The organism is Micromonospora sicca (assembly GCF_003172935.1).
Classification (GTDB): domain Bacteria; phylum Actinomycetota; class Actinomycetes; order Mycobacteriales; family Micromonosporaceae; genus Micromonospora; species Micromonospora sicca.
The window spans coordinates 1-12,777 of sequence record NZ_QGKS01000138.1 but is presented as its reverse complement, the minus strand read 5'-3'; the positions used below and the strand labels follow the sequence as shown (position 1 = coordinate 12,777).

9 protein-coding genes and 1 pseudogene are annotated in these 12,777 nt (G+C 74.1%); 6 read left to right on the top strand and 4 right to left on the bottom strand.

All coding sequences use genetic code 11. The annotated features are described in order from the left end of the window. From DKT69_RS06570 to valS, 4 genes are all read left to right on the top strand, one after another. A partial coding sequence (locus tag DKT69_RS06570) for a DNA-3-methyladenine glycosylase family protein (RefSeq protein WP_368666224.1) occupies window positions 1-264 on the top strand: 264 nt, incomplete at its 5' end. Next, window positions 261-773 (top strand): methylated-DNA--[protein]-cysteine S-methyltransferase, encoded by a 513-nt coding sequence (locus DKT69_RS06565; protein ID WP_109800681.1) that lies wholly within the window; start codon window positions 261-263, stop codon window positions 771-773. The genes DKT69_RS06570 and DKT69_RS06565, both read left to right, overlap by 4 nt. A gap of 18 nt (window positions 774-791) precedes the next feature. Then, complete coding sequence (locus DKT69_RS41365; RefSeq protein WP_438361808.1) at window positions 792-4,520, top strand: ABC transporter transmembrane domain-containing protein; 3,729 nt, start codon at window positions 792-794, stop codon at window positions 4,518-4,520. Between the two features lie 107 nt (window positions 4,521-4,627). Continuing rightward, window positions 4,628-7,192, top strand: a complete 2,565-nt coding sequence (valS, locus tag DKT69_RS06550; RefSeq protein ID WP_109800678.1) for a valine--tRNA ligase — start codon at window positions 4,628-4,630, stop codon at window positions 7,190-7,192. A gap of 107 nt (window positions 7,193-7,299) precedes the next feature. Here valS and DKT69_RS06545 read toward each other — a convergent pair whose 3' ends face one another. From DKT69_RS06545 to DKT69_RS06530, 4 genes are read right to left on the bottom strand one after another with little or no spacing between them, the layout of a single operon-like run. Continuing rightward, window positions 7,300-8,010 carry an ABC transporter permease gene (locus DKT69_RS06545; protein ID WP_109800677.1) on the bottom strand — a complete coding sequence of 237 codons (711 nt, stop codon included), beginning with the start codon at window positions 8,008-8,010 and terminating at the stop codon, window positions 7,300-7,302. Beyond that, window positions 8,010-8,969 carry an ABC transporter ATP-binding protein gene (locus tag DKT69_RS06540; protein WP_109800676.1) on the bottom strand — a complete coding sequence of 320 codons (960 nt, stop codon included), beginning with the start codon at window positions 8,967-8,969 and terminating at the stop codon, window positions 8,010-8,012. The genes DKT69_RS06545 and DKT69_RS06540 overlap by 1 nt, the downstream gene beginning before the upstream one ends. After that, the gene (locus DKT69_RS06535; protein ID WP_109800675.1) at window positions 8,966-9,850 is read right to left on the bottom strand and encodes an ABC transporter permease; all 885 of its coding nucleotides are present in this window, start codon (window positions 9,848-9,850) and stop codon (window positions 8,966-8,968) included. Before DKT69_RS06535 ends, DKT69_RS06540 begins: the two co-directional genes overlap by 4 nt. Then, window positions 9,843-10,757: an ABC transporter ATP-binding protein gene (locus tag DKT69_RS06530; RefSeq protein WP_109800674.1), complete on the bottom strand. Its 915-nt coding sequence runs from the start codon at window positions 10,755-10,757 to the stop codon at window positions 9,843-9,845. Before DKT69_RS06530 ends, DKT69_RS06535 begins: the two co-directional genes overlap by 8 nt. A gap of 110 nt (window positions 10,758-10,867) precedes the next feature. Between DKT69_RS06530 and DKT69_RS06525 the strand changes: the two are divergent. Continuing rightward, window positions 10,868-11,080, top strand: a pseudogene (locus tag DKT69_RS06525) (DM13 domain-containing protein); the annotation flags it as partial. Between the two features lie 119 nt (window positions 11,081-11,199). Beyond that, a complete protein-coding gene (gene cysC, locus DKT69_RS06520) occupies window positions 11,200-12,729 on the top strand; it encodes an adenylyl-sulfate kinase (RefSeq protein WP_109800673.1) in 1,530 nt (509 codons plus the stop codon). Window positions 12,730-12,777: the final 48 nt, after the last annotated feature.

Genomic DNA, 12,777 nt, shown 5'->3' with positions numbered 1-12,777 from the left:
GGGCTCGAGCTGGAGCCGGGTGGGGATCGGGAGGAGACCGTACGGCGGCTGACGGCGCTGCCCGGGATCGGGCCGTGGACCGCCGGCTACGTGGCGATGCGGGCCCTCGGCGACCCGGACGTCTTCCTCCCCACCGACCTCGCCGTACGCCGGGGCGCTGCCGCGCTCGGCCTGCCCACCGACCCGAAGAACCTCGACGCGTACGCCGACCGCTGGCGCCCCTGGCGGTCGTACGCGGTGATCCGACTCTGGAGAGCAGCATGACCATCCTGGACAGCAGCGTCATCGACACGCCCGCCGGCCCGCTGAGCATCCTGACCGGCCCCGACGGGGCGGTCCGCGCGGCCGGTTTCACCGCCGACCCGGCCGGCCTGCTGCCGCTGACCCACCCGAGCCTGCGCGGCGAGCTGCGGGACCGACCGGATCTCGGCCCGGTGACCGTGGCCGTCCGCTCCTACCTGGACGGTGACCTGACCGCGATCGACGCGGTGCCGGTGGAGCAGCACAGCGGGGGCGAGTTCATGAGCCACGCCTGGCAGGTGCTCCGCGAGGTGAAGCCGGGCGAGCCGGTGACGTACACCGGTTTCGCCGGGCTGGCCGGCCGCCCCGCGGCGGTCCGCGCCGCCGCGGCCGCCTGCGCCCGCAACGCCGCCGCGCTCTTCGTCCCCTGCCACCGGGTGCTGCGCACCGACGGGACACTCGGCGGCTACCGCTGGGGGTTGGACGTGAAGAAGTGGCTTCTCGGTCATGAGCGGCGGTTGACGGCAAGCTGACACCGGCACCGCCACCGTTTGCCGCTACCGTCGGGTAGTGCCTGCGCAGAGCGACGGCGACCCGGCGGCCCGGGACGGCGCCGGCCGGCATCCGCTGCGCAACCTCTGGCGGCTGCGCCCCTACCTGCGCCCGTACGCGGTGGAGTTCGCCTGGCTGCTCGTCGCGGCCCTCGCGGCCACCGCGGCCAGCCTGGCCGTACCGCTGGTGGTGCAGCGGGTGGTGGACGGACCCGTCGCCGGGCACGACGCGGCCGGGCTGTTCCGGCTCGGCCTGCTCGCCCTCCTGCTCGGCCTGGCCGAGGCCGTGCTGATCTTCATCCGGCGGTGGACCCAGTCCTCCTCCTCGGTCGGCATGGAGGCGGCCATCCGCGCCGACATCTACGCCCACCTGCAACGCCTGCCGGCCGGCTTCCACGACCGGTGGCAGTCGGGCCAACTGCTCTCCCGGATCACCAGCGACCTGTCGGTGATCCGCCGGTTCCTCTCCTTCGGCCTGCTCTTCCTGATCCTCAACCTGGTCACCTACCTGGCCGTGGTGGTGCTGCTGGTCCGCCTGCACCCGGCGCTGGGACTGCTGGTGGCGGCCAGCGCGGTGCCGCTGTTCCTGATCAGCCGCCGGTTCGCCCGGCACTACCACGCCGCCTCCCGCCGGATGCAGGACCAGCAGGGCGACGTGGCCACGCTGGTCGAGGAGACGGCGCAGGGGCTGCGCACCATGCGGGCGTACGGACGGGGGCCGGAGCTGGCGGCCCGGTTCACCGGCGGCGCCCGCGCGCTGCACGACACCGGCATCGCCAAGGCCCGGCTGCTGGCCCGCACCTCGGCGCTGCTCGACCTGGTGCCCAACCTGACCCTCGGGGTGGTGCTGGTGGCCGGCACGGCCGCCGCCGCCCGTGGCGCGCTCAGCATCGGCGAGCTGGTCGCCTTCGTCAGCCTCCAGCTGATGCTGATCTGGCCGGTGCAGTCGCTCGGCTGGATCATCGCCAACGGGCAGGAGGCGGCGACCGCGGCCGACCGGATCCAGGAGGTGCTGGACACCCGGCCCACCATCGTGGACGCCCCGCACGCGCGGACGCTGGACCGCGCGCAGGTGCGCGGCCGGGTGCGCTTCGAGGGCGTCTCGTTCCACTACCCGGGCTGCGCGCCGGTGCTGCGGGAGGTGGACCTGACCGTCGAGCCGGGCGAGACGCTCGCCCTCGTCGGGGCCACCGGCTGCGGCAAGAGCACGCTGCTCTCGCTGGTCCCCCGGCTGCACGACGTGACCGGCGGGCGGATCACCCTGGACGGGCACGACCTGCGGGACCTGCGGCTCGCCTCGCTGCGCCGGCTGGTCGGGGTGGCCTTCGAGGAGCCGACGCTCTTCTCCATGTCGGTCTGGGAGAACCTGACCCTCGGCCGGCCGGCCGCCGGCGAGGAGGAGGTCCGGGCGGCGCTCGCTCTCGCCCAGGCCGAGTTCGCGTACGACCTTCCATGGGGGCTGGCCACCCGGGCCGGCGAGCAGGGGCTCTCCCTCTCCGGCGGGCAGCGGCAGCGGCTGGCGCTGGCCCGGGCGGTGCTCGGCCGGCCGGCGCTGCTCGTCCTGGACGACCCGCTCTCCGCCCTCGACGTGCACACCGAGGCGCTGGTCGAGGCGGCGCTGCGGCGGGTGCTACGGGACACCACCGCGCTGCTGGTGGTGCACCGACCGTCGACCGTGGCGCTCGCCGACCGGGTGGCCCTGCTCGACAACGGCCGGATCGTCGCCGTCGGCACCCACTCCGAGCTGCTGGCCACCGTGCCCGCGTACCGGGCGGTGCTGTCGGCCGGGCCGGTGGAACGGCACGACGGCGCCGGCCTGGTGCGCTCGTGACGGAGCCGCCGGACGGATCACCGACAGTCCCGCGACCGAGGCACGCCCTGGACGACGAGCTCGACCTGGCCCGGTGGCGCGGGCGGGCCACCGACCCGGACGCCGACCGCAGCCGGGCCGAGGACGTCGCGCCGGAGGCCGTCGCCCGGCTCCGGGCCCGTAGCCGGGCGCTGCTCGGGCAGCTCCTCCGCCCACACCGGCGGCGGCTCGGGCTGGCGGTGACCCTGCTGCTGGCCCAGAACGCCGCCGCGATGTCCGGCCCGTACCTGGTCATGCTGGGCATCGACCGGGCCATCACGCCGCTGCGGGCCGGCGACCCGGGGCCGCTGGTCGCCGTCGCCGCCGCGTTCGCCACCGCGAGCGTCACCGAGTACGCGGCCCGGCGGTGCTTCCTCACCCTCGCCGCCCGGATCGGCCAGGCCGTCCTGCTCGACCTCCGCCAGCGGGTCTACGGCCACTTCCTCCGCCTGGACGTCGGCTTCCACGAGCGGTACACGTCCGGCCGGATGGTCGCCCGGCTGACCAGCGACCTCGACTCGATCGCCGAGCTGGTCGACGGCGGGATCGACAACCTGGTGGTCGCCGCCCTGTCGGTGCTCTCCGTCGCCGGCATCCTGCTCTGGCTGGACCTGCCGCTGGCCGCGGCCACCCTGCTCGCCTTCCCGTTCCTGTTCTGGCTGTCCCGCTGGTTCGCCCGCGCCTCCGCCGGGGCGTACCGGCGGACCCGGGAGGCGGTCGCGCTGGTCATCGTGCACTTCGTCGAGTCGCTGCGGGGCATCCGGGCGGTGCAGGCGTACCGGCGGGAGCCGCGCAACCAGCGGATCTTCGCGGCGGTGAACGACGACTACCGGCAGGCCAGCCTGCGCGCCTTCCGGCTGATCGCGGTCTACTCGCCGGGGATCAAGGTGATCGGCAACCTCACCGTGGCGGTGGTGCTGGGCTACGGCGGCTGGCGGGTGCTGGGCGGGCGGACCGAGGTGGGCGTGCTCGCCGCGTTCCTGCTCTACCTGCGCCGGTTCTTCGAGCCGATGCAGGAACTGAGCCAGTTCTACAACTCGCTGCAGTCGGCCACGGCCGCGCTGGAGAAGCTGGCCGGGGTGCTCGACGAGCGGCCCGCGGTGGCCGAGCCGGAGCGGCCAACGTCGCTGCCAGCCGGGCCGGGCCGGGGCGCCGTCGCCTTCCGGTCGGTCTCCTTCGGCTACCGGCCCGACGCGCCGATCCTGTCCGAGCTGGAGCTGACCGTGCCGGCCGGGCAGACCGTCGCGCTGATCGGCCCGACCGGCGCCGGCAAGTCGACCATCGCCAAGCTGCTGGCCCGGTTCCACGACCCGGCCGCCGGCGCGGTCACCCTGGACGGGGTGGACCTGCGCAACCTGGCCGACGCCGAGCTGCGCCGGGCGGTGGTGCTGGTCACCCAGGAGAACCACCTGTTCAGCGGCTCGGTGGCGGAGAACATCCGGTTCGGCCGGCCGGGCGCGGACGACGCGGCGGTGGAGGCCGCGGCCCGGGCCATCGGCGCGCACGACTTCATCGCCGCGCTCCCCGACGGGTACGCCACCGAGGTGCACCGGCGCGGCGGCCGGCTCTCCGCGGGGCAGCGCCAGCTCGTCGCGTTCGCCCGGGCGTTCCTGGCCGACCCGCGGGTGCTGATCCTGGACGAGGCGACCTCGTCGCTGGACGTGCCGACCGAGCGGCTGGTGCAGCGGGCGCTCGGCAGCATCATGCGGGACCGGACCGCCCTGGTGATCGCGCACCGGCTCTCCACCGTGGAGATCGCCGACCGGGTGCTGGTGCTCGACGGCGGCCGGATCGTGGAGGACGGTCCCCCCGCCGAGCTGGCCGCCGCGGGCGGCCGGTACGCCACCCTGCACAGCCAGTGGCGGGACTCGCTGATCTGAGGACCGTCAGGGTTGCTCCGGCGTCGCCGTGGTCTCGGAGACAACCGGCAGGGCGGCACGATGGTTAAGCCGTGGTCGTTCCGTCACTGGCTGCCTAGGATCGGCTGATGACCGATACGGCGAGGACGGCCCGCGCCGGCGTCCCCGAACGTCCGACCCTGGACGGCATCGAGGAGACCTGGGCGCGCCGCTGGCAGGAGGACGGCACGTACGCGTTCGACCGCGCGAAGGAGCGCTCGGACGTGTACGCGATCGACACCCCGCCGCCGACCGTATCCGGCGAGCTGCACATGGGACACGTCTTCTCGTACACGCACACGGACACGGTGGCCCGGTTCCAGCGGATGCGCGGCCGCACGGTCTTCTACCCGATCGGCTGGGACGACAACGGCCTGCCCACCGAACGCCGGGCGCAGAACGTGTACGGGGTGCGCCCCGACACCGCCCTGCCGTACGACCCGTCCTGGGTGCCGCCCGCCGCCCCGGTGAGCGACGCCGCCCGGAAGAACCCGACGTCGATCTCCCGGCGCAACTTCATCGAGCTGTGCGAGAAGCTGACCGCCTCCGACGAGCAGATCTTCGAGGCACTGTGGCGGCGGCTCGGACTGTCGGTGGACTGGTCGCTGACGTACACCACGATCGGGCGGCTCGCCCGCACCACCAGCCAGCGCGCGTTCCTGCGGAACCTGGCCCGGGGCGAGGCGTACCAGGCGGAGGCGCCGACGCTCTGGGATGTCGGGTTCGGCACCGCGGTGGCCCAGGCGGAGCTGGAGGACCGGGAGCGGCCCGGGGCGTACCACCGGCTGCGGTTCCACGGGCCGGACGGGCGGGAGGTGCTGATCGACACCACCCGGCCGGAGCTGCTGCCGGCCTGCGTGGCGCTGGTCTGCCATCCGGACGACGAGCGGTACGCCGGCCTGGTCGGGGCGTCGGTGCGTACCCCGCTCTTCGGGGTCGAGGTGCCGGTGCGCACGCACCCGCTGGCGGACCCGGCCAAGGGCACCGGCATCGCGATGGTCTGCACCTTCGGCGACCTGAGCGACGTGACCTGGTGGCGGGAGCTGGACCTGCCGACCCGGGTGGTGATCGGCCGGGACGGCCGGCTGCTGCCCGAGCCGCCGGCCGGGGTGCCGGCGGAGCCGTACGGGGCGCTGGCCGGGCAGACGGTCAACGGCGCCCGCCGGACGATCGTGCAGCTGCTGGCCGACGCGGGCGACCTGGTCGGCGAGCCGCGCGAGCTCACCCACCCGGTCAAGTTCTATGAGAAGGGCGACCGCCCGCTGGAGATCGTCTCGACCCGGCAGTGGTACCTGCGCAACGGCGGCCGGGACGCCCACCTGCGGGCCGAGCTGCTGGCCCGCGGCGAGGAGCTGCGCTGGGTGCCCGAGCACATGAAGCACCGGTACGACCACTGGGTGGGCGGGCTGAACGGCGACTGGCTGGTCAGCCGGCAACGCTTCTTCGGGGTGCCGGTGCCGGTGTGGTACCGGCTCGACGACGCTGGCGAGCCGGACTGGACCCAGCGTCTCACACCGGAGGAGGCGCAGCTGCCGATCGACCCGTCCAGCGACGCCCCGGCCGGTTTCGACGAGTCGCAGCGCGGTGTGCCGGGCGGTTTCGTCGGCGACCCGGACGTGCTGGACACCTGGGCGACCTCGTCGCTGACCCCGCAGATCGTCGGTGGTTGGGAGACCGACCCGGACCTGTTCCGCCGGGTCTTCCCGATGGATCTGCGCCCGCAGGGCCAGGAGATCATCCGGACCTGGCTCTTCGCCACGGTGGTCCGGTCGCATCTGGAGCACGGCGTGCTGCCCTGGCGGGACGCGGTGCTCTCCGGCTGGATCCTCGACCCGGACCGGAAGAAGATGTCCAAGTCCAAGGGGAACGTGACCACCCCGACGGGGCTGCTGGAGGAGCACGGCTCGGACGCCGTCCGGTACTGGGCGGCCAACGGCAAGCCCGGCATGGACCTGGCCTTCGACGCGGCCCAGATCAGGGTGGGCCGGCGGTTGGCCACCAAGCTGCTCAACGCGTCCCGGTTCGCCCTCGGGCTGGGCGCCGCGGACGCGTTGCGGGCCGCGGCGACCGAGCCGCTGGACACCGCCATGCTCGCCGAACTGTCCGGCGTGGTCACCGCCGCGACCACCGCCTTCGACGGGTACGACCAGACGGCCGCCCTGATGGCGACGGAGGCGTTCTTCTGGCGGTTCTGCGACGACTACATCGAACTGGTGAAGGAGCGCGCCTACGGCACCGGGCCGGGCGCCGACTCGGCCCGGGCCGCTCTGGCCACCGCGCTGTCGGTGCAGTTGCGGCTCTTCGCGCCGGTGCTGCCCTTCGTCACCGAGGAGGTCTGGTCGTGGTGGCGGTACGGCTCGGTGCACCGCTCGACCTGGCCGACGACGTACGAGGTGGGTCGGGCGGTCCAGGCGCCCGGTGACCCGGAGCTGCTGCGGCTGGCCTCCGACGCGCTCAGCCAGGTGCGCCGGGCCAAGTCGGAGCGGAAGCTGTCGATGAAGGCGGAGGTCCCGCTGGCCGAGGCGCTCGGCCCGGCCGCCCTGCTGGACCAGCTCACGCTGATCGCCGACGACCTCCGCGCGGCCGGCCGGATCGCGAAACTCGACCTGCTCCCCGACCGCACCCCGGAGCTGGTCATCGCCTGCGCCTTCTGACCGGAGGCGGCGCGGAGGCAGCTCCTCGGTGAGCGATATGCCTGAGAGTCATAAATATGCCTCTCAGGCATATCGCTCGCGGCGGCACCCGATGCCACCGGGCGGCGTCAGCTCGTCTCGCCAGCCACCGAGAAGGAGCGGAGGCGGTCGATCGCCAGGACGGTGAAGCCGACGCTGACCAGGGCGGTGAGCACCCCGGCGACCGGGACGGAGACCGTGGTGGAGAGCAGTTCGGTCGGGGCCATCCGGTCGGCGAGGGCGATCACCCACTGCTGGATCGAGAGCACCTTCGTGCCGCTGACGAAGTTGCCGAGCAGCCCCTCCCAGATCAGCACGTAGACCAGCCCGAGCAGGACCGGCCGTCGGGTGACCAGGCTGAGCGCCAGGAACAGCGCCGAGTACGCCAGCGCGCCGAGCGCCGAGGCGGCGGCGAGCGCCAGGCCGAGGCGTACCGAATCGGCCAGCACGCCGGCGACGTAGAGCGGCACGGCGACGGTGGCCGCGCTGACCCCGACGGCCACCGCCAGCTTCGGCAGCACGATCTGCCAGCGGGGCAGCGGCTTGGTGAGGATGTGCACCACCGTCCCGTCGTCGATCTCAGCGCCGAGCACGCCGGTGCCGACGATCAGCGCCACCACCGGCAGCACCACGGCCAGGCCGAGACCGACCAGCACGGGCGGCCCCCACTGGCCCGGGTCCACCCCCAGCGACCGGCAGAGCACCGCCAACGCCACCAGCACGAGCGGCAGGGGCAGCAGCATCAGGAACCGGCGGCGGCCGAAGAGCCCGCGCGCGGTGATCCAGGAAACGGTCGACATCAGGCCTCCACCAGGTAGGAGAAGACGCTCTCCAGGGACTCGTCCTCGGGGGTCAACTGCCGGACCCGGATGCCGTGGGCGAGCGCGATCTTCGGCAGCGCCCGGGTGAAGGCGCCGTAGTCACCCGCCCGCACGGTCAGGCCGGCCCGGTCCAGTTCGACGCCGGTGACCGAGACCTCGGCCATCAGCGCCACGGCCAGCGCCCGGTCGTCGGTGGAGCGGACCGCGAACACGTGCGGCCGGTTGGTCATCAGCCGGCGGATGGTGCGGAAGTCGCCGGAGGCGGCGAGCCTTCCGGCCACCATCACCTGGACGGTGCCGGAGACCTGCTCGACCTCCTCCAGGATGTGCGAGCTGAACAGGATGGTCCGGCCGGCGTCGCCCAGGCGGTGCAGCAGCTGCATCATGTGCAGCCGCTGGCGCGGGTCCATCCCGTTGAACGGCTCGTCGAGCAGCAGCACCTGCGGGTCGTGGACCAGCGCCGCGGCGACCCGGGTCCGCTGCCGCATGCCCTTGGAGTACGTGCCGATCCGCCGGTCCTGCGCGTCGGCCATCTCGACCAGGGCGATCGCCCGCCGGGCCGCCGCCTCCGGGTCGGGCAGCCGGTGCAGCTTGGCGCTGGCCAGCACGAACTCGTACGCGGTGAGGAAGGAGTGCACCGCCTCCCGCTCGCTGACCAGGCCGAGCCGCCGGTAGACGCCCGGGTTGCGCCAGGTCGGCTCCCCGTCCAGGGTCACCGCGCCGCGCGAGGGGGCGAGGAACCCGGCCATCATGTGCAGCAGGGTGGTCTTGCCGGCCCCGTTCGGGCCGAGCAGGCCGGTCACCCCCGGGCCGAGGCGCATGGTGACGTCGTTGACCGCCACCACGTTGCCGTACCAGCGGGACACGCCGGCCAGGTCGAGGGTGCTGGCGGCGGCGGTCGGGGCCGCCGCCTCCGGGCTGGCGCTGAGCGTGGTCATCGGGCGGCCACCTTCCGGTATCGCAGCAACAGCAGGGCGACGCAGGCGGCGACCAGCAGGACGGCGGCCACCCCGTAGACGGGGCCGAAGCCACCGATCGGGACGCCGCCGCCCCGGCCCTCGGGCACCAGCAGGTCGCCGAGCGCCCAGGTGCCCACCCCGCCGACGAGCGTCGAGGGCGACGCGAGGAAGGCCAGCTCGTTGATCGTCCGGGACGGCAGGATCGACAGCGTCCCGACGATCGGGGTGGTCATCAGGAAGACCGCCACGATCCCGCCGGCGGCGAAGGCGCGCTTGCCGGTGAGCGAGGCGACCAGCAGCCCGATCGAGGCGAAGACCGCCGCCCACAGCCCGGCGTAGAGCAGGCCGGGCAGCAGGTCGAGCAGCTCGTCCCAGACCCCGCGCATGCCCTTGTCGGTGGTGAACGCGGCGCCGAGGAACATCACCAGCTGCGGCCCGCCGAGCAGCAGCCAGATCGCGGTGACCAGGGCCAGCAGCTTGGCCAGCGGGTAGTCGTCGCGGGGCAGCGGCCGGGAGAAGTACAGCGGCAGCACGCCGCTGCGCAGATCCCGAGAGACCAGCTCGGGGGCGGCCACCGCGACGAAGAAGATGACCAGCCAGCTCATCGAGTCGGCGAACTGGGCGTACGTCATCACCACCTCGCCGATCTGGCTGCGGACCGCGGTGATCCCGGCGGCGACCAGGGTGACGATGCCGACCACCAGCCAGGGGAAGATCTTCGCCTTGGCGGTACGGCCCAACCCGAAGACGGTCCGCAGGCCGTGCAGGTAGAGCGCGCCGAAGACGTTCCGGCGGCCCAGTCGCGGGCCGGTGTAGCGCTGGTAGCCGATGTCGTGGATGACACCGGTCGGCTCAGACATGGCTGGGCTCCCTCGTGGCGAAGAGTTCGGCCACCCGGTGCCGGCGCTGGTCCAGCCGGTGCAGCGGCAGGTCCAGCTCGGCGACCGCGCCGAGGATCAGGTCGTAGGTGGCGTCGTCGGCGAGCGGGACGAGCAGCAGCCGCCCCTCCCGGGCCACCGGCAGGTCGAGCGCGGCGAGCCGGGTCGCGAGGTCGTCCGTACCCTCGCTGACCTCGACCGCGAGCACGTCGGTCACCGACGTCATCGCGGCGATCCGGTCGGCGCGGAGCAGCCGGCCGCCGTCGATGGCGACCAGCGTGTCGCAGATCCGCTCCACCTCGCCGAGCAGGTGCGAGCAGACGAGCACGGAGATGCCGAACTCGGTGCCGATCCGGTGGATCAGGGCGAGCATGGCGTCCCGGCCGGCCGGGTCGAGGCCGTTGGTCGGCTCGTCGAGGAGCAGCAGGTCCGGATCGTGCACCAGGGCCTGGGCGAGCTTGACCCGCTGCTTCATGCCGGTGGAGTAGCCGCCGACCGGTCGGTAGCGCTCCTCGTAGAGGCCGACGTGGCGCAGCGCCTCGGAGGCGCGCTCGCGGGCCACCGTCCGGGGCAGGCCGCTGATCCGGCCCAGGTGCGTGACCAGCTCGGCGGCGGAGAGGTCCGGCGGCAGGGCGTCGTGCTCGGGCATGTAGCCGACCCGGGCGCGGACCGCCGCCGGGTCGGTGATCGGGTCGAGGCCGAGCACGGCGACCCGGCCGCTGGTGGGCGGGAGCAGGCCGAGCAGGATCTTGATCAGCGTGGACTTGCCGGCGCCGTTCGCGCCGACCAGGCCGATGATCCCCGGCTCGACCGACACCGTGAGGTCGGCCAACGCGGTGACCCGACCTCCGTACGTCTTGGTCAGCGACTCGGTCGCGATCAGTGTCACGCTGCACAGCCTAGGAAGTGGGTGCTCGTCGCGGCATCCGGCGCGCCCCTGATCCTTGGCCGGTTCCCCCACTAGGGGTAAGCCTCCCGTAAGGCACGACACCACCGGCGCTGACCGACCAGCCGGTCCGCACCGGGCCGTCCGGGTGGAAGGTCTTCGACGACGGCCGCCGGGTCGAACTGGGCCCGCTCAAGGGCAACCGGGGCGACCAGGCGTACGACCTGCCGGCCGGGACCGAACCGACCGGGCTGACCAGCGTGTCGATCTGGTGCGAGCGGTTCGCGGTGTCGTTCGGCGCGGCCCCGCTGACCCCCGCCGGCTGATCCGGCGGCGCCCGGCCGCCGGCCGCCCGAACGGCCGGTGGCCGGCAGGTGGAGTGGCGCTCTCGACCGATCGCCGGTGGGCTGCGAAACTGTGTGCCGGCCGGTGAGTTGGGGGTTAGATGAGCAACGGGTGGGTGCTGCCCGAGGACGTGCTGCGGGATGCTCCGGCGTACGCGCCACGCACCAGTGAACTGGCCGATCTGGAGTTGCTGCTGACCGGGGCGTACGCCCCGCTGACCGGCTTCATGACCCGCGCCGACCTGGCCGCGCTGAGCCGACGCGGCCGGCTCGCCGACGGGACGCCCTGGCCCGTACCGGTGACCCTGCAGGTGCCGGCGGCGCTCGCCGACGGCCTGGCGCTGGACGACCCGCTGCGCCGGGCGCTGGTGCTCACCGACGGCGAGGGCGCCCCGGTGGCCGCGATGGACGTGACCGACGTCTGGCCGGTGCGGGACGGCACGGCGGGCGTGGGCGGCGCGGTCCGCCGGCTCGGCGACGGCGGGCACGGGCCGTTCCAGCGGCTGCGCCGCGGCCCGGACGAGGTCAAGGCGCTGCTGCCCCCGGGCCGGGTGCTCGGGGTGTTCGCCGACCGTCCGCTGCACCGGCCGCAGCTCGCCCAGATCGCGCACGCGGCCCGCACGCTCGGCGCGCACCTGCTGGTGATGATCCCGGTGGGCGAGGAGGCGACCGGTGGGCTGCCGGCCGAGGCGCTGGTCCGCAGCGTCTTCGCCGCCCGGGACCGGATGCCCCCGGCCACCCTGGTGGCGGTGCCGCTGGTCCGGCGGCGCGACGAGATCAGCGACGCGCTGCTGCGGGCCCGGGTCGCCGCCGCGTACGGGGTGACCCACCTGCTCTCCACCACCGACGTGTTCTCCGGGGCGGGCCTGCGGGTGCTGGTGCCCCGCGAGCTGGCCTACGACAACCGGGACGGGCAGTGGCGCTGGCGGGAGGACATCCCGCCGCGCAACCGGCGGCTGGCGCTGACCCAGGAGGAGATCGACGACCTGCTGGACCGGGGCTTCCCGCTGCCCGAGTGGCACACCCCGCCGGCGGTGGCCAAGGAGCTGGTCCGGGCCCGCCCGCCGCGCCGGCACCGGGGGCTGGTGGTCTTCTTCACCGGGCTCTCCGGGTCCGGCAAGTCGACCATCGCCCGCGGTCTGGCGGATTCCCTGCGCGAGGGAGGCGACCGGACGATCACCCTGCTCGACGGGGATGTGGTGCGCCGGGAGCTCTCCGCCGGGCTGACCTTCAGCAAGGCCGACCGGGACCTCAACGTGCGCCGGATCGGTTGGGTGGCCGCCGAGATCGCCCGGCACCGGGGGGTGGGGATCTGCTGCCCGATCGCCCCGTACGCCGCCGCCCGGGCCACCGCCCGGGAGATGGCGCACGCCGCCGGGGCGGGGTTCCTGCTGGTCCACGTCGCCACCCCGCTGGAGGTCTGCGAGCAGCGTGACCGCAAGGGCCTCTACGCCCGCGCCCGGGCCGGCCTGCTCACCGGGATGACCGGCATCGACGACCCGTACGAGGAGCCGGCCGACGCCGACCTGGTGGTGGACACCACCGAGATGACCATCGAGGAGGCGGTCCAGGTGGTGATGAACCACCTGACCGAGACCGGCTGGGTGGAGCCCCGCCTCCAGTCCGCCTGACCCGCGCGGCGTCCCGCCGCCCGCCTCCCGTTCGGCCCCGCCGCCGCC

What these genes read in the sequence shown, in the direction of transcription:
- DKT69_RS06565 (WP_109800681.1), top strand. Translation starts at nt 261, where the DNA reads ATGACCATCCTGGACAGCAGCGTCATCGACACGCCCGCCGGCCCGCTG.
- valS (WP_109800678.1), top strand. Translation starts at nt 4,628, where the DNA reads ATGACCGATACGGCGAGGACGGCCCGCGCCGGCGTCCCCGAACGTCCG.
- DKT69_RS06545 (WP_109800677.1), bottom strand. Translation starts at nt 8,010, where the DNA reads ATGTCGACCGTTTCCTGGATCACCGCGCGCGGGCTCTTCGGCCGCCGC.
- DKT69_RS06540 (WP_109800676.1), bottom strand. Translation starts at nt 8,969, where the DNA reads ATGACCACGCTCAGCGCCAGCCCGGAGGCGGCGGCCCCGACCGCCGCC.
- DKT69_RS06535 (WP_109800675.1), bottom strand. Translation starts at nt 9,850, where the DNA reads ATGTCTGAGCCGACCGGTGTCATCCACGACATCGGCTACCAGCGCTAC.
- cysC (WP_109800673.1), top strand. Translation starts at nt 11,200, where the DNA reads ATGAGCAACGGGTGGGTGCTGCCCGAGGACGTGCTGCGGGATGCTCCG.